17 protein-coding genes and 1 tRNA gene are annotated in these 16,542 nt (G+C 66.8%); 13 read left to right on the forward strand and 5 right to left on the reverse strand.

What is annotated here, in order from left to right; genetic code table 11:
- Window positions 1–7 precede the first annotated feature (7 nt).
- From QM789_RS12850 to QM789_RS12880, 7 genes are all read left to right on the forward strand, one after another.
- Window positions 8–844 carry a TnsA endonuclease N-terminal domain-containing protein gene (locus tag QM789_RS12850; protein WP_420352282.1) on the forward strand — a complete coding sequence of 279 codons (837 nt, stop codon included), beginning with the start codon at window positions 8–10 and terminating at the stop codon, window positions 842–844.
- Window positions 841–2,994, forward strand: a complete 2,154-nt coding sequence (locus QM789_RS12855; protein WP_420352283.1) for a Mu transposase C-terminal domain-containing protein — start codon at window positions 841–843, stop codon at window positions 2,992–2,994. Before QM789_RS12850 ends, QM789_RS12855 begins: the two co-directional genes overlap by 4 nt.
- Window positions 2,972–3,952 carry an ATP-binding protein gene (locus QM789_RS12860; protein ID WP_420352284.1) on the forward strand — a complete coding sequence of 327 codons (981 nt, stop codon included), beginning with the start codon at window positions 2,972–2,974 and terminating at the stop codon, window positions 3,950–3,952. Before QM789_RS12855 ends, QM789_RS12860 begins: the two co-directional genes overlap by 23 nt.
- Window positions 3,939–4,583, forward strand: a complete 645-nt coding sequence (locus QM789_RS12865) for a hypothetical protein (RefSeq protein WP_420352285.1) — start codon at window positions 3,939–3,941, stop codon at window positions 4,581–4,583. The genes QM789_RS12860 and QM789_RS12865 overlap by 14 nt, the downstream gene beginning before the upstream one ends.
- 14 nt (window positions 4,584–4,597) lie before the next feature.
- Complete coding sequence (locus QM789_RS12870) at window positions 4,598–5,395, forward strand: TniQ family protein (RefSeq protein WP_420352286.1); 798 nt, start codon at window positions 4,598–4,600, stop codon at window positions 5,393–5,395.
- A gap of 226 nt (window positions 5,396–5,621) precedes the next feature.
- Window positions 5,622–5,849, forward strand: a complete 228-nt coding sequence (locus tag QM789_RS12875) for a hypothetical protein (RefSeq protein ID WP_420350218.1) — start codon at window positions 5,622–5,624, stop codon at window positions 5,847–5,849.
- Window positions 5,846–6,469, forward strand: coding sequence for an IS630 family transposase (locus QM789_RS12880; protein WP_420350742.1), 624 nt, complete (start codon window positions 5,846–5,848; stop codon window positions 6,467–6,469). Before QM789_RS12875 ends, QM789_RS12880 begins: the two co-directional genes overlap by 4 nt.
- 128 nt (window positions 6,470–6,597) lie before the next feature.
- On the opposite strand, the gene QM789_RS12885 is transcribed toward QM789_RS12880, so the two are convergent.
- From QM789_RS12885 to QM789_RS12895, 3 genes are all read right to left on the reverse strand, one after another.
- Window positions 6,598–6,681 (reverse strand) — tRNA-Leu (locus QM789_RS12885).
- Window positions 6,682–6,963: 282 nt separating this feature from the next.
- Window positions 6,964–7,584, reverse strand: coding sequence for a response regulator (locus QM789_RS12890; protein WP_420352287.1), 621 nt, complete (start codon window positions 7,582–7,584; stop codon window positions 6,964–6,966).
- Between the two features lie 274 nt (window positions 7,585–7,858).
- Window positions 7,859–8,380 (reverse strand): rhodanese-like domain-containing protein, encoded by a 522-nt coding sequence (locus QM789_RS12895; protein ID WP_420352288.1) that lies wholly within the window; start codon window positions 8,378–8,380, stop codon window positions 7,859–7,861.
- Window positions 8,381–8,535: 155 nt separating this feature from the next.
- On the opposite strand from QM789_RS12895, the gene pedF reads away from it, so the two are divergent.
- The 6 genes from pedF to QM789_RS12925 all read left to right on the forward strand — a co-directional run bounded on the left by pedF (window position 8,536) and on the right by QM789_RS12925 (window position 13,882).
- Window positions 8,536–9,204 (forward strand): cytochrome c-550 PedF, encoded by a 669-nt coding sequence (gene pedF, locus QM789_RS12900; protein WP_420352289.1) that lies wholly within the window; start codon window positions 8,536–8,538, stop codon window positions 9,202–9,204.
- 3 nt (window positions 9,205–9,207) lie between these two features.
- Window positions 9,208–9,987 (forward strand): quinoprotein dehydrogenase-associated SoxYZ-like carrier, encoded by a 780-nt coding sequence (locus tag QM789_RS12905; protein WP_420352290.1) that lies wholly within the window; start codon window positions 9,208–9,210, stop codon window positions 9,985–9,987.
- Window positions 9,988–10,176: 189 nt separating this feature from the next.
- Window positions 10,177–10,935 (forward strand): MBL fold metallo-hydrolase, encoded by a 759-nt coding sequence (locus tag QM789_RS12910; RefSeq protein ID WP_420353310.1) that lies wholly within the window; start codon window positions 10,177–10,179, stop codon window positions 10,933–10,935.
- A 41-nt stretch (window positions 10,936–10,976) separates the two neighbouring features.
- Window positions 10,977–12,827 carry a PQQ-dependent methanol/ethanol family dehydrogenase gene (locus tag QM789_RS12915; protein ID WP_420352291.1) on the forward strand — a complete coding sequence of 617 codons (1,851 nt, stop codon included), beginning with the start codon at window positions 10,977–10,979 and terminating at the stop codon, window positions 12,825–12,827.
- Window positions 12,828–12,878: 51 nt separating this feature from the next.
- Window positions 12,879–13,490 carry a pentapeptide repeat-containing protein gene (locus QM789_RS12920; protein ID WP_420352292.1) on the forward strand — a complete coding sequence of 204 codons (612 nt, stop codon included), beginning with the start codon at window positions 12,879–12,881 and terminating at the stop codon, window positions 13,488–13,490.
- On the forward strand, window positions 13,472–13,882 hold the full coding sequence (locus QM789_RS12925; RefSeq protein WP_420352293.1) for a hypothetical protein: 411 nt from the start codon (window positions 13,472–13,474) through the stop codon (window positions 13,880–13,882). Before QM789_RS12920 ends, QM789_RS12925 begins: the two co-directional genes overlap by 19 nt.
- A 15-nt stretch (window positions 13,883–13,897) precedes the next feature.
- Here QM789_RS12925 and QM789_RS12930 read toward each other — a convergent pair whose 3' ends face one another.
- The gene (locus QM789_RS12930) at window positions 13,898–15,421 is read right to left on the reverse strand and encodes a YifB family Mg chelatase-like AAA ATPase (RefSeq protein WP_420352294.1); all 1,524 of its coding nucleotides are present in this window, start codon (window positions 15,419–15,421) and stop codon (window positions 13,898–13,900) included.
- A 58-nt stretch (window positions 15,422–15,479) separates the two neighbouring features.
- Complete coding sequence (ada, locus tag QM789_RS12935) at window positions 15,480–16,526, reverse strand: bifunctional DNA-binding transcriptional regulator/O6-methylguanine-DNA methyltransferase Ada (protein WP_420352295.1); 1,047 nt, start codon at window positions 16,524–16,526, stop codon at window positions 15,480–15,482.
- Window positions 16,527–16,542 lie beyond the last annotated feature (16 nt).

The raw sequence follows: 16,542 nt of genomic DNA on the forward strand, positions 1-16,542 counted from the left end.
GTTGTCCATGGCGACCCGCTGCGCTGTCGACGAAGCGAAGATCGCGTGTTTCCATAAGGAAGAGCGCGGACAAGGGCATGGTGCCGACTACACGCCTTGGCTGACGGTGCGGGATGTTCCGTCGCGCGGGCGATCCCATCGGCTGACGGGCGCGGTGACCGGGCGCATTCATCACCTGCTGTCTGATATCGAGCGCGGCGCCCTCCTGATCTACGATTTCCGGGATGACGTGCGGGACATCCGGGAACAGTTTCCACTGGATCTGGATCAGACTCTCGGCATCGCCGAAGCAGCGGGCATCCGGCACCCTGTTGACAGCAGGAGCCGTGTGGATCTGGTGCAGACCACCGATCTGCTCGTCGATCTGGAGCACGATGGCAAGATCGTCACCATCGCACGGACTATCAAGCCATCGGAGACCTTGGGCCCGCCACGCACCATCGAGAAGCTGGAAATCGAACGGCGCTACTGGACCGGGCGGGGAATCGACTGGGGCATCGTCACGGAACGCGAACAGCACCCCATTCTGCTGCGCAATCTGGAACTCTTGCAGGGCTTTGTCTCGCTCGATGACCTCAACCAGCCGTTCGAAGGATATTACCGAGAGCGCGCGGGATTGATCGCCGCGGAACTGGAACGCTGGCCGACCGCGGCACTACACGATTTCTGTCAGGCGATGGATACCCGGCTTGGCCTTGATCCCGGCGGGACGCTGCTGCTGGTCCGGCATCTGCTGGCGGCCAGGGTCTGGCGCGTGGATATGATGCAGCCGGTTGTCGAGACGATGCCGATGCGCGCCTTCACGCCAAGCTCCCCCTCCTTGATCCGGAGGGTGCAGGCATGATCGGATTGAACGCCGGACAGGTATTTGGGTTCAGCGAAGATGATCGACGCGAACGGCTGCTCTGGCGGAACCCGGATGGCCGTGGCGGCTGGTTCATCGACATCAATGACGATTGCGCGGTGCCACTCTGCCGAGGCCGGGCCGAGATCGAGGAGCTTCTTGCCGAGGGCGTGCTGACCGAATGCGCCGATCCGTGGCTGGAGAGCGGCAAGGCGCTGACGGAAAAGCAGGCAGCACGCCGGGATGAAGCCTGGGAGGCAATCCGTCCGATTGCCATGGCTCAGCCCGAAAGCTTCGATCCACACCGGCGCGCGAAGTTGATTCAACAGCGCGCGGCGGAAACGGGCATTACCCGGCAAACGCTCTACCGTCTGCTGCGCCGCTGGTGGCAGCGGGGGATGACACCGGCGGCGCTGACACCAGATTATGCGAATTCGGGCGCTCCGGGACAGCGCAAACCGGATCGCGGCGTGAAGCGCGGCGCCCCAGTCAGATACGGCCCCCAGGGGCTGAACGCCGATGACCGGGTGCGCGCGGCATTCCGCGATACGGTGACCCGCTATCTGGCCCGGAACAGGAAGCTCGACATCACCGATTGCTACCACAAATGCCTGGAACTGCATTTCTCCGATCTGGTGATCAACGAACAGACCGGCCGTCAGGAGCCGGTGCTCCGTCAGATTCATCCAAGCCTGCGCCAGTTCCGGTATTGGCTTGAACAGGACAACGACCTGTTCGCTCTGGCCCGCAAGCGACATACACCGCGTGTCTATGACAAGGACAGCCGGGCGATCCTCGGCACATCCCTGGACGAGGTGATCGGCCCCGGCTCGCGCTACCAGATCGACGCAACCGTCGCCGATATCTATCTTGTGTCGCGCCTCGACCGGCGGAAGATCGTCGGTCGCCCGGTGATCTATGTCGCAATCGACGTCTTCAGCCGCATGATCGCCGGGCTCTATGTCGGGCTGGAAGGCCCGAGCTGGGTCGGCGCGATGATGGCGCTGGCCAATGCCGCCGGCCCGAAGGCTGCCTGGTGCGGCGACTTCGGCGTCGAGATCACGGAAGCCGACTGGCCTTGCCACAGCCTGCCCTCGGTGCTGCTGGCCGATCGCGGGGAGATGCTGGGACCAGCCGCCGACACGCTGATCCAGCGCTTCGGCATCCGGGTGGAGAATGCCGCCCCCTACCGCGCCGACTGGAAGGGTATCGTCGAGCGCCGCTTCGGCCTGATCCACAAGGCGTTCGGACCATATGTTCCCGGCTTCATCGAGCCTGACTTCCGTGAGCGCGGTGGGGACTACCGGCTGGATGCCACGCTGGATCTGGACGAGTTCACCGCGCTGATCATCAATATCGTGCTCTATTACAACAATCAGCACCTTCTGACGGGCTATCCCCGCGATCCCCGGATGATCGCGGAGGGGGTCAATACGGTGCCGATCGAGTTGTGGGACTGGGGCATCCAGCACCGCACCGGGATGCAGCGCAGCTATCCCGAGGAGCTGGTCCGGCTCTCGCTGTTGCCCGCCGACGAGGCCACCGTCACCGCGCAGGGCATCCGCTTCTACGGCTGCTATTACAGTTGCGCCCATGCCATCGAGGAGCACTGGTTCGAAAAAGCCCGCCAGACGCGGACGTGGAAGGTGCCGATCAGCTACGAGCCGAGGCGGATGGACCGGATCTGGCTCCGCGATCCTAAAGGACGCGCGCCATTCATCCCCTGCGATCTGACCCCGCGCAACGACACGATGCGCGGCAGGACACTCTGGGAGATCGACCAGTTGCGGCAGGAGGACCGCCGACAAAAGGCGCAGCACGCTCCCACGCAGCGTCAGGGCCGCATCGACCTGACGCGCCGGATCGAGGAGATCACCCGCGCGGCCGAGGCCCGGCGTCCGGATGACGACCGCTCCAAGGCCGCGCGTCTGCGCGATATCCGCGCCAACCGGGCAGAAGAACGCGCCGCCAACCGCCCGGGCGAAGCCTTCGACCTGCGCCCCGAACGCGGCGATCCGGGCACCGTCCTGCCCTTCGGCAAAACGCCCCCACCGCCGGCAGACGATTATTCCCTGCCCGATATCGACAGTATCCGCAGACACCTCGCCGAACGTGACGAGAGCCGAGATGGGGATCGGGACGATGACTGATCCTCAGCTGCCTGAATACACAAACAATCCCTTCATCGCCCACCTGCCGCCGCCAATGTCGGTGCGGGAGGCCCTAACCGCGCTGACCGACCTGCCGGCCTACGACCCGGCCGAGCGCCGATACCCCGCCCATCTGCGCTGCCACTGCATCCAGCGCCTGGCGCGGTATTTCGACCCGATGAACCGGCATCTCGCCTTGGAAAACCGTATGGGCGCGCTGATCCGGCAGGGCTATATCGGCCGCAACCCGCACACGACCGACTTCATCTATCGGCTGCACAACAACCATGAACGGATGATCCGCCGCGATCTGGATGTCACCCTCTACCCCGTCGAAACCACCGCCTCGGGCTTCGCCCTGATCGGATGCTCCGGCATCGGCAAAAGCCGGAGCACTGATCGCGTCCTGCGCCTTTATCCGCAGGTCATTTTCCATGATGACCCAATGGCGCTGGTGCAAGTCACCTGGCTGAAGCTCGACTGCCCGCACAAGGGCTCGGCAAAGCAGCTCTGCATCAGCTTCTTCCGCGAGATGGACCGGCTTCTGGGATCGCGCTTTCAGGCCCGTCACGGGGCGGGCCGGATCGCGCTGGACGAGATGGTCGTGCATATGGCCCGGATCGCCGATCTGCATGCGCTCGGCCTTCTGGTCATCGACGAGGTTCAGCATCTGATGCAGGCCCCCGGCGCCAGCCGGGAGGATCTGCTGAACTTCCTGGTGACGCTGATCAACAAGATCGGCCTGCCGGTGATGATCGTCGGCACACCGGCCGCGCTGCCTCTGCTCCAGGGCGCGTTGCGTCAGGCCCGCCGCGCCAGCGGTATCGGCAGCGCCGTCTGGGAACCCATGCCCGAGAAGCGGCGATTGGGACGGATTCGTCCGCCGCATGTGGGCCTTTCAATGGACCCGTGTGGAAACTCCGCTGACCGATGGGATCGTCGCCGTGCTGCGCGATGAAAGCCAGGGCATCACCGACGTCGTGATCAAGCTCTATATGCTGGCGCAGCTGCGGGCGATCCAGCTGGGCGAGCTTGGCGGTCGCGCGGAGGTCATTGACGCGGGCCTGATCCGCCATGTGGCGAAGACCGAACTCACGCTGATCGCCCCGATAATCGACGCGCTGCGCCGCGGCGACCAGCGCGCCGTGCAGCGTTACGATGACCTGATGCCATTGGATGGCTTCGTACGGCAGAGCCTTCAGGATGCGGCCGTCCGGCTGCGACCCAAGGAGGCCGAGGAGCCGATGCGACCTGCGGCACCCGTCCGCCAGATGCCCACAGATACGACCCTGCTGCCGATGCTGGAGGAAATGGGCATCGCGGGTGACATCGCCGCCGTCCTTCTGGCCGAAGTGCGCGCCTCCATGCCGGATGCCGGCATGCTCGATCTGGTCGGCGCGGTCTGCGACAGGCTGCGCGCCCGCGGCCCAGAGGCAAAGCCGGTGAAGGCCCGGCCTAAGCCGAAGCCGAAAGTGTCGGACGCCGAAGTGCCGGGTGACCTGCGCCGCATCGCTGAAGGAGCAGCCGACGCCCATGCAGCCTTTCTTCAGGCCGACTGGATACGCTCCCCCTTCAGCGATGTGGCGTGACACGGAGGCGGAAGATGTTGACCCATTTCCCCGTCGCGTTGCCCGATGAAGTGCTCTACAGCCGCCTCGCCCGCTGGCACCTGCACAGCGGCTCCCGCAGCCCCAAGCAGACGCTGGATGATCTGTTCGGGAACCGCTCGGTCCGCGCCGCCATCGACCTGCAACGTCATCTGCGCGCCCTGTCGGAGCGGATTTCCGAACTGACGCCCTGCTCGCCGCAGGATCTCCTGCGTCAGACCCTGTTCGGCTATTACGCATCCCACCAGACGGCGGGCATGGCCCGGATGGCCATGGGGGCCATGATCGACGGGCAGGCATCGGGCCTGCATGCCCGGCTCGGCATCGCCGCCGGGACGCGCCTGCCGCCCTGCCCTCTGCGCTGGTGCCCGCGCTGCCATGCCGCAGCGATGAGGCAGCATAGCGAATCCTTCTGGCGACGCGCCCACCAGCTTCCCGGTGTGCTGGTCTGCCCGAGCCACGGCCTGCCGCTGCGGAATGCCCGTCTCCCCGAGGCAGTCGGTCAGCATGAATTCATCGCCGCGACCTTCCGGACCTGCCCGCCTGAGGATCCCTCTCTGCCCGACTGGGCCGAGAGCCCCGAAACCATCCAGTTGCTTTGGGACATCGCGCAAAAAAGCGCCCGATTGCTCGATCACCCCGCCCCCGCTCCCAGCCTGTCCGCCCTGACGGATCAATGCCGCGACCGTCTGATCACCGCCGATCTGGCGCTTCCTTCCGGCCGGCTGCGCATTTCCCGGCTGAACTTCTTCAATTTGCAGAAGACGTTCTCGATGAGGTGGCACCAGACGTAGATGTCGGGGGCGATCCTGAGTTTCCGCGGCACGACCACCCGGCACTAGAGCGTGTTTCTGCCTTTCGGATTCATGCTTCCCAGCTTGGTTGTGTTGTGATTCCCTTCTGTTGAAGCCGATATGGGGGTCGCCGATGGGCAAATCACATCCGATAGAGTTGCGAACGCGAGTTGTTGGGTATGTCGATGGAGGCCATGGGCACCGCGAAGCGGCGCGTCATTTCCGGGTGTCCCCGAAATTCGTCAACGATCTGGTCCGGCTCCGCCATGAAACCGGGTCGCTGGCGCCGCGGCGGCAAGGCAACGGCGGCGGGCAGGGCAAGCTGACGGGCGCGACCGAGTGGATCGAGGCCCGCGTCGCCGCCAAGGGCGAGATCACGCTCGACGAGTTGGTCGCGGAGCTGGCTGAGACGCATGGCATCGCCGTCCACCGCGCCACCGTCTGGCGGGTCTGACACACAAAAAAGATCTTCAGGCGCTTGAACAGAAGCGCAAGGACGTCGCCGACAAGCGACATATCTGGATTGCCAAACGCCAGACATTCATGGCCAATCATCTGGAACGGCTGGCTTTCGTCGACGAAACCTCGATCAAGACCAACATGGCGAAGCCCACCGGCTGGGCGCCGCGCGGGCAGCGCCTGGTCGATCACGCGCCGTTCGGCCACTGGCGAACCCAGACCTTTGTTGCGGCTTTGCGCCATGACCGGCTGGACGCCCCGTGGGTCTTCGACGGCGCAATGAACGCCGAGGTGTTCACCCTTTACATCGAAACACAGCTGGTGCCGACCCTGCGCCCCGGAGATGTGGTCATCCTGGACAACCTCTCAAGCCACAAAAGCCCCGGCGCAGCGACCGCCCTGCGCGGCATTGGCGCCTGGTTCCTGTTTCTGCCGCCCTATAGCCCCGACCTTAACCCCATCGAAATGGCGTTCTCCAAGCTGAAATCCCTGATCCGAAAGGCAGCCGCACGAACCTACGATCAGCTATGGAATGCCGTCGGACAGCTCTGCAACCTCTTCTCGGAAGAGGAGTGCTACAACTACTTCAGAGCGGCAGGATATGAGGCTGATTGACGGAAACACGCTCTAGCGGCCTGAAAAGGCATAGGGCTTCGGTCGCTCCTGCCGATCCGCGCCGGAAACAAGGCGCCCTCAGCAAATACTCACCAGATCTTTGCACGTTCATCCTGCCAAGACAACGATGGTGCGGGTGAAGGGACTCGAACCCCCACGCCTTGCGGCGGCGGCACCTAAAGCCGCTGCGTCTACCATTTCGCCACACCCGCCAAATTCGACCGTTATCCGGTCCCAAGACCCTCCGTCAAGGGTTGAAGGAACCGGGCGCCCGCATTGTGACCGAAGTCCGGCACGTGCCCGGCGATGCCGCATCCGGCACAGGGGCAGATGGGGCGGCTCGCTTCCGATGCCGTGGCTACGGCGGCCCCGGCTCGCGCGAATTCGGGAGCACCCTCTCGGGCCTTCGGTCCGGCTCAGCCTTCCGGTCTGCCCCGGCGCGCCCTTCATCAGCGATCGCTCCCCGACACCTGCCCCCGCCCCGGCGGCAGGCTTCAGCCGTATCGTTGCTGCAACCCGAGCCGGATGAGGTCGGCCAGGCTTTGCGCCGACAGCTTGCGCTTGAGCTGCGCGCTCAGGTTCGCGGCGGTCTTGTAGCTGACCTCCAGGCCCAGAGCGACGGCCCGCAGACCGCCCCCATCGGCGAGGATCTGCAACATCCGCCTTTCGCGCTCCGTCAGGGAATCGACGGGTTCGGCGGCATGAACCGAATTCAGCAGCGCCAGCCGCCGCGCCATCTGGTCGTCCAGATAGATGTCTCCGGACATGACACAGGCGACCGCCCCGCGAAATGCCTCGGGCGTCGCATCCTTCGACAGGAAACCGTGCACGCCTGTCTTCAGCGCCCGCGCGGCGAAGACCGGCTTGTCCTGCGCCGAAAACACGAGGATACGGCAGGCCGGAGCCCGCGCGCGCAGATCCGCCGCCAGATCCAGCCCCCAGCCATCCGGCAAAGCAAGGTCGAGCAAGGCGAGATCCGGCGGCGCCTGTGCTACGGCGGCTAGGGCCTCGGCCATGGACCGGGCGCTCTCCACCCGGTCGAAATCGGGCGCCAGCATCTGCCGACAACCGATATGAATCACCGGATGGCCGTCGATGATCAGCGCGGTCTTCATGCCGCCCCCCTGGGGAACGGCAGCCGCCATCCGGCGGTGCCGGACGGAAGCCTCGGCTCAGGGCAGTTTTCCGCACCCGCCAGCGCGGTGACGCAGGCCGCCCTCCCGCCCCGAAGATTCGCCCGCTCCGGCTTTGTCCCATCATTTCCGTTCCTCCTCCCCCCTTGGCTAGCATGACGGACGAAATCCGGCGGATACGACTTTGGTCGCGCTCCCGCCGCAATGGACGCGGAGACGGGTGCCAAATATTCCCGAAACCAGCGGGACACCCCGGTCAGGGCCGCGACGGCAGCGGATAGGGCACGGCCCGAACCAGCGGACGACCGGTCTGGCTCCAGCCATCCGTGCCTTCGGGATACCAATGGACATTGGAATATCCGAGCTTCGCGATCCGCTGGCTGGCATTCCAGCTCATCCAGCAATCGGTGAGGCAGAAGACCACGACGGGCCGCGACAGATCACCGCCGCTCTCCCGTGCCAGAACATCCTCCAGATAGGCTTCCGCGCGCGCGTCGATCCGCCCCGGGCCGACCAGCGGCAGCCAGATCGCGCCCGGGATCGTCTCATGCGCGGGCGGCGCGATGAAATGCCCATCGGCGGAAATCTCATGCGTTTTCAGGGGATAGACATCCACCAGCACGGCCCCCGCCGATAGCAGCGGCTCCAGCCCGTCCGGCCCCACCGTCCGCGCGCCCGGCACCTCTGTCGGCACCGGCGCGCGGTATTCTGCGATCCGGTAGCCGGTCTGCGGATCGAACAGGGCGGGATCCCGCGCCATGCCAAGCGCGGGAAACATCAGCAGGACTGCTGGGGCGATTTTTCCAATCACCGCGGGAATTTTTTCCAACATAGCTTCAACAATCCCCCTGATGCGACCTTTGTATCATTTTTGAGCGCGGATTTTTTTTCAATCCTCATCCTTGACCCGGCCATGATGAGGAAATCAAAGCCATGACACGTTCGATCGGACCGATCGCCCTCGCGCTCCTTCTGACGACGCGCCTCGCCTTCGCCCATGGCGATGCCGTTCCCCAGGCGGTGGACACTGCCGGATTGCCGGACCTGCCCGAAGAGATGGCGACCGAAAACCCGTGGCGCAACGCGCAGGGCGATCTGATGTTCGACGCCGTAGAGGTGGGCGCCAAGGGCTTCAACAGCAACTGCGCACGTTGCCACGGGCTGGAGGCGGTGTCGGGCGGGCTGGCGCCCGACCTGCGCTATCTGGAGGCCAGCGATTACGGCGACGAATGGTATCTGACCCGGATCCAGAATGGCTACGAGCAGAACGGCGCGGTGAAGATGCCGCCGTTCAAGGACATTCTCAGCCAGGAGGCGATCTGGGCGATCCGGACCTATATCGAAACCCGCCCCGATGCCGATGAACTGGCGGCGCATGCGGATGAACTCGCCGCGCTGCGCGACAAGGTTTCGGCCGTCGATGGGCCCGAAGAAGCGGCTCAGGTGGCCGATGAACTCGACGCCGCAGGAGGGCAGTTCGAGGCGCTGTCGGGGGCGCCCGCCTCGGTGACGGTGCTGCATCAGGCGGCCCATGTCCTGCGCACCCGGCCCACCCATACCGCAGCCGCCGCCGAGATGATCTCCGGCGTGCTGAGGAACTGAGCCATGGGCGCGCTTCTGATCGACAGGCTGGAAGGTGGTTCCCCTGCGCTGATCCGGGGCGCGACCGGGGCCGCGGCCGTGGGCGGCGATCCGTTCGACGGCGGCATGTGGCCGACCCATCGGGACGCCTACCTTGGCGCCAATGCGATCTGGCGCAACGATCCGGCGATGCTGGTGCTGGCGCCGCCGGGGGCCGAGGACTCCGCCCATGTGCCCTTCACGCTGGACGCGACGGGGCTCGATGCGCCGGTGGAACGGATCGAAGTCACAGTGGATTACAGCCCCTTTGCCCGGGCGCTGACCTTTCATCCCGGGCGGGCGCTGCCGTTTCTGTCCTTCGGGGTGAAATACGAAATCGGCGGTGCGCTGCGGGCTTCGGCGCGGGTTCCGGCGGGGGACTGGCGCGTCGGCGCGGCCTATGTCTCGGCGCTTGGCGGCGGATGCAGCGCGCCCGCCGCGACCCATGCCCGCCCCGACTGGCAACAGGGCTTCGGCGAAATCCGGGGCCGGATCTGGCCCGAGACCGGTCGGCTGCGCCTGCGCATCCGCCACCCGCAGGACACCGGCCTTGCCGACGGCATCCCGGCGCATTTCCTCACCGACCTGACCCTGACCGAGGCGGACGGCACCGAGATCGCCCGCCTGACCCTGCACGAACCCGTCGAGGAAAACCCCGCCTTCACCTTCCTGCTGCCGCCCGCGCTGATGGCGGGGGCGGTGCTGGTGGGGGCGCGCGACAACATGGGAAACCGGTTTGCGGGCCGGATGGAGGCGCGCCGATGACCCTGACCCGGCGGAACCTGATGCGCGGTGCGGCGGCGGTGATGGCCAGCCCCCTCCTGCCCGCGGCGGCGCAATCGCGCGGCTATGGGCTGCGGCCCGAACAGGTCGCCGATGGGCTGTGGATGATCACCGGCGCGACCGAGAAGCTTCACGCGCGCGAACGGCGGGGCGATCGTCAATGTCGCGCTGCTGGAAACCGGGGCCGGGGCGGTCATCGTCGATACCGGATCGACCGCCGCGATGGGGGCCGAGATCCGCGCCTTTGCCGAACAGCATCTGGGCGGCGTGGCGGCGGTGCTGAACAGCCACAACCACCCGGACCACTGGTTCGGCAATGCGGCCTTCGAGGACAGGCCGACCCTCGCCCTGCCGCAGACGCAGGCGCTGTGTGCCCGCAACGCGCCCGACTATGCGGAATCGCTCTATGCCATTCTGGGCGCCTGGATGACCGGCACGAAGGCGGTGCCGCCCGCGCAGCCCCTCACCGCCGGGACGATGGAGTTCGGCGGGCGCGCGCTGCGGCTGCTGCCGCTGGCGGGGCACACCCCGGCGGATCTGGTGCTGATCGACGAGCGGACCGGCACGCTGATCGCGGCGGACCTGCTGTTTCTCGACCGCGCGCCCAGCTTTCCGGATGCCGATGCGGCGACATGGCTCGCCGCGCTCGACGTGCTGGAGCGGCTCGACATTTCGGGCACCCTGCCCGGTCACGGCCCGTTCCACCGCTCGAATGCCGCGCTGGTGCAGACCCGCGCCTTTCTGCGCGCGACGGATGCCCGGCTGCGGCAGGCCGCCGAAGCGGGGCTGAGCCCGGTCGAGGCGATGGCCGCAGGCCCCGTGCCCGAATTCGCCACCCTGGGCGCGAACCCCGAGGAATACATCCGCACCGTCGCGCAGCGATGGGGCGATTACGAAATCGAGGCGCTGCCCGTCATCGGCGGCGCCTGATGCAGACGACAGGTCAGGATATCAAGGAGGAGAAGACTGACATGACCCGATTTCTCAGACTGACCGCGGCCAGCGCGCTGGCCCTCACCTGCGCCGGGGTCTTCGGCGGCGCGATGGCAAAGGATGTGACCTGGGAGGACATCCTGAACGACCACGAAACCACCAACGATGTGCTGATGTATGGCATGGGCAACAACGCCCAGCGGTTCTCCAGCCTGACGCAGGTGAATGCGGATACGGTCAAGCACCTGCGCCCGGCGTGGTCCTTCTCCTTCGGCGACGAAAAGCAGCGCGGGCAGGAAACGCAGGCGCTGGTGCGCGACGGGGTGATCTATGTCACCGGCTCCTACAGCCGGATCTGGGCGCTGGACGCAAAGACCGGCAAGCGGCTGTGGAAATTCGAGGCCCGCCTGCCCGAAGACATCCGCCCCTGCTGCGACGTCGTGAACCGCGGCGCGGCGATCTATGGCGACAAGGTGTTCTTCGGCACGCTTGACGCGGCGATCTACGCGCTCGACCGCAAGACCGGCAAGGTCGTCTGGCGCAAGAAGTTCGGCGATCACAAGGTCGGCTATACGATGACCGGCGCGCCGACCATCGTGAAGGACAAGGAAACCGGCCGGGTCATGCTGATCCACGGCTCGTCGGGGGATGAGTTCGGCGTGGTCGGGCGGCTTTACGCCCGCGACGTGGACACCGGCGAGGAAATCTGGATGCGGCCCTTCGTCGAGGGCCATCAGGGCACGCTCGACGGAAAGGAAAGCACCATCACCGGCGACCCGGCGGCGCCCTCCTGGCCGAACGGGCCGGATGGCAAGAAGGTCGAAGCCTGGAACCACGGCGGCGGCGCGCCCTGGCAATCGGCGGCCTATGATCCGGAGACGAACACGATCATCGTCGGCGCAGGCAATCCGGCGCCGTGGAACACCTGGGCGCGGACGCCGGGCGACAGCCTCTATACCTCCGGGCAGGCCTATGTGAACCCGAAGGACGGCGAGTTGATCGGCTTTTACCAGCACACGCCGAACGACGCCTGGGACTTCTCGGGCAATAACGAGATCATCCTGTTCGACTACACCGACAAGGAGGGCAAGAAACACCGCGCCGGGGCGCATGCCGACCGCAACGGCTTCTTCTATGTGACGGACATCGACGCCCTGTCGAAACGCGGCGGCGAGATCAACCGGCCGACGGCGCTGCTCAATGCCTTCCCCTTCGTGGAACAGATCAGCTGGGCCTCGCATATTGACCTGAAGACCGGCCGCCCGGTGGAAAACCCCGGTCAGCGCCCGCCACTGCCCGCGGAAGGCGAAACCAAGGGCGCGACGATTCAGGTCACCCCGCCCTTCCTCGGCGGCAAGAACTGGAACCCGATGGCCTACAGCCAGAAAACCGGCCTGTTCTATGTGCCCTCGAACGACTGGACCGAGGATTACTGGACCGAGAACGTCACCTATCAGGCGGGCGCGGCCTATCTGGGACAGGGCTTCCGGATCAAACGGCTGTTTGACGACCATATCGGCGCGCTGCGCGCCTTCGACCCGGCCACCGGCGAAAAGAAATGGGAGCATAAGGAACAGTTCCCGCTCTGGGCCGGGACGCTGGCCACGGCGGGGGATCTGGTGTTCACCGGCACCTCGGACGGCTTCGTGAAGGCGTTCCACGCGGAAACCGGCGTGGAACTGTGGAAGTTCAACACCGGCTCCGGGATCATCTCGCAGCCGATCACATGGGAGATGGACGGCAAACAGTATATCGGCATCGCCTCGGGCTATGGCGGCGCGGTGCCGCTGTGGGGCGGCGACATGGCGACGCTGACCACGCAGGTCAGCCAGGGCGGCTCGTTCTGGGTGTTCGAGATCCCGGACGAACTTCTCGCCGCGGCAAAGTGAAACCCGTCGGCGGGGTCCACCCCCCCCGCCGGCCCTTTCTCGGGGATGACCATGACCAGAACCTTTCTTCTCCTCGCCGCGCTGCTGATGCCGGGTGTCGCCGGGGCCAATCCCGTTCAGACCACATGGCCCGTGATCGTGGACGAGGATCCGCCGCCCGAAGGCCCGCTTGTCATCAATGGCTGCGAGATCAAGCCGGGCACGAAATGCCCGGGCGTCGATCTGCGCCATGCCGATCTGCGGCTGGCAAAGCTGAACGGGGCCGATCTGTCGGGCGCGAAGATGGACCGGGTGAACCTGTTCGGCGCCGAGCTGCGCGGGGCGAACCTGTCCGGCGCCTCGCTGCGCGCGGCCAATCTGTCGATGACGCAAAGCCCGGGGCTGAACCTGCGCGATGCCGATCTGACCGGGGCGAGCGTCGCCTATTCCCGCCTCGCGGGGGCGGATTTCACCGGCGCGAACCTGACCGCGGCGGATCTTGAGGCCGCGATGGCGCCCAAGGCGAAATTCGTCGGCGTGACGCTGGTCGGGGCGAACATGCTGGAGGCGAAATTCTACAACGCCGATTTCGCCAATGCCCATCTGGAGGGCAATTCCGCACCCTATGCGATCTGGGAAGGTGTCCATATGGAAAACTGCACGGGATGCCCGTTCAACTGGTGATCCTCGCCGCGCTCGGGCTGATCCTTGCGGGTCCGGCCCGGGCGCAGGCGCTGCCGGAGGCGCTGAAATCCTGCCGTGCGGTGGAGGATACCGCCGCGCGGCTCGACTGTTACGATACGCTCGTCGGCGCCCTGCCCGAGATCGAATTCAGGGGCCATGGCAACACGATCCTGCCGCCCTTCACCGCCAGAGCGGGGCAGATGCTGCGCTTCGACAACAGCGATGCGATCTTCGTGGCCTATCTGCTGGATGCGCGCGGCACGGTCGTACAGAACCTGCATCAGGGTGGCGCGGGCAGCGGCAGCTTTGCGATCCCCGCGGCGGGACGCTACAGGTTGCAGATCAATGCCTCGGGCGGCTGGCGGGTCTGGCTGGAACAGATGGCGCGGTGAAGGGCCCCAGCGCCCCTACCGCCGGGGTTTCTCCAGCACGATCCGATAGCCGATCGCCTCGGCCAGATGCGGCGCGCGCACCTGTTCGGCACCGTCCAGATCGGCGATCGTGCGCGCACAGCGCAGCACCCGGTGATAGCCGCGCGCGCTGAGCCCGAACCTGTCGGCGGCGCGCAGAAGCAGGGCCTCGCCCTCGGCATCCGGCGTGGCGATTTCGTCCAGAAGCCGCCCCTCCGCCTCGGCATTGGTGCGCACCTGCGGATGCCCCGCAAAGCGGCGGGCCTGAATCGCGCGGGCCTGCGCCACCCGCGCCGCCACATCCGCCGAACTCTCCCCCTCGGCCAGCGCGCCGGAATGGCGATCCCGCCAGTCGATCCCCGCCACCTCCATCCGCAGATCGAAACGATCCATCAGCGGGCCGGAGATCTTGCCCAGATAATCCTCGCCACAGCGCGGCGCGCGGGAACAGGCGCGGGCCGCATCCGTCAGATGGCCACAGCGGCACGGATTCGCCGCCGCGACCAGCAGGAACCGGCAGGGATAGCGCACATGGGCATTGGCGCGTGCGACCATGATTTCGCCGCTTTCCAGCGCCTGCCGCAGGCTGTCCAGTACATCGCGGCCGAATTCCGGAAATTCATCCATGAACAGCACGCCGTTATGCGCAAGGCTCACCTCCCCCGGCTGCGCCCGCCGCCCGCCACCGATCACCGCGGCCCGGGTGGCCGAATGGTGCAGCGTGCGGAACGGACCGGCGCGGGAAATCCCGCCCTCCGGCAGAAGCCCCGCAACCGACAGGATCATCGAGGTTTCCAGCGCCTCCGCCGGGCTGAGTTCCGGCAGCAGCCCCGGCAGGCGGCTCGCCAGCATCGTCTTGCCCGCCCCCGGCGGGCCAACCATCAGCAGATGATGCCGCCCCGCCGCCGCGATTTCCAGCGCGCGTTTCGCCCGCGCCTGCCCCTTCACATCGCGCAGATCGCCGCAGGCCACCTGCCCGCACACCGCGCCCGGGCGCGCCGCCATCAGCGGCCGCTCGGCATTCAGATGGCGGATCGCCTCGGTCAGCGTACCGGGCGCGAAAACCGTCGCCGCGCCGACCCAGGCCGCCTCCGCCCCACAGTCGCGCGGGCAAAGCAACGCCCGGTCATCCTCCGCCGCGACCACCGCCGCCGGCAGCGCGCCCTGCACCGCCTTGATCTTGCCGTCGAGCGACAGCTCCCCCAGCGAGACGATCCCGTCCACCTCCGGCCCCGGCAGGATCCCGATCGCCGCCAGAAGCGCGAGCGCGATCGGCAGGTCGAAATGCGGCCCTTCCTTCGGGATGTCGGCGGGGGAGAGGTTGATGGTGATCCGCTTCATCGGCAGCGCGATCGACAGCGCGCTCAGCGCCGCGCGCACCCGTTCGCGCGCCTCGCTCACCGCCTTGTCGGGCAGCCCGACGATGGCAAAGGACGGCAGCCCGGCCGAAAGCGCGCATTGCACCTCGATCCGCCGCGCCTCGACACCCTCGAAGGCAACCGTGTGCGTCGTCGTCACCATGGCTGTCCCCGTGCCCCGTCACCCGGCGCAGATTGGCGCGGATATAGTTAACAAACCCCTAATCCGCGACGCCTTCCCGTGCGAGAAGGCTGCGTTTGCGCGCCACACCCCAGCGGTAGCCGGAAATCCCGCCATCCGACCGCACCACCCGATGGCAGGGGATCGCCACGGCGATGCGGTTCGCGGCACAGGCCCCCGCCACCGCCCGCACCGATGCGGGTGCGCCGATCCGGGAGGCGATTTCGGCATAGGTCGCGGTCTCGCCCGCCGGGATCTGCCGCAGCGCCTGCCAGACCCGACGCTGAAACGCCGTGCCGCGAATGTCGAGCGGCAGGTCGAGCCCGATCCCGGGCGCCTCGACGAACCCCACGACCTGCGCGACCATCCGCTCGAAATCCCCATCGCCGCCGATCAGCTCCGCCCGGGGAAAGCGGTCCTGAAGATCGCGCAGCAGCACCTCCGGATCGTCGCCCAGCGTGATCGCACAGATCCCGATGTCGCTCTGCGCCACAAGGATCGCGCCCAGCGTGCAGTCCCCCAGGGCGAAGCGGATCCGCGCGCCCCTGCCCCCGTCGCGCCATGTCGTGGGTGTCATGCCCAGAACCTCGTTCGATGTTTCATAAAACCGGCTGGAAGAGGCGAAGCCCGCGCCATGGATTGCATCCGTAACGGTGCCGCCCTGCCCCAGCCCGTCGCGCAACCGCTCGCGCCGCCGCGCCGTGGCCCAGTCGCGCGGGGTCAGCCCGGTCACCGCCCGGAACATCCGGTGGAAATGAAACGCGCTCACCCCCATCCGGGCGGCCAGATCCGCAAGCGACGGCGGCTCCTCCGCCGCTTCGATCATCCGGCAGGCGGCGGCCACGATGGCGGCATTCGCCTCGGCCGTCGAAACACCCCGGGGATGGCAGCGCAGACAGGCGCGGTAGCCCGCCGCCTCCGCCGCCTCGGGCGTATCGAAGAACGTCACGTTCTCCGGCCGCGCCCGCCGCGATGGGCAGGAAGGGCGGCAATAGACCCCCGTCGTGCGCACCGCAAAGACGAAGGCCCCATCCGCCGCCGTATCGCGGGCCAGAACACGCGCCCAACGCGGATCCTGTTCGGTCATGGTCGGCTCCTGTTCA

Source organism: Paenirhodobacter sp., assembly GCF_047600745.1.
In the GTDB taxonomy this organism is placed as follows: Bacteria; Pseudomonadota; Alphaproteobacteria; order Rhodobacterales; family Rhodobacteraceae; genus Rhodobacter.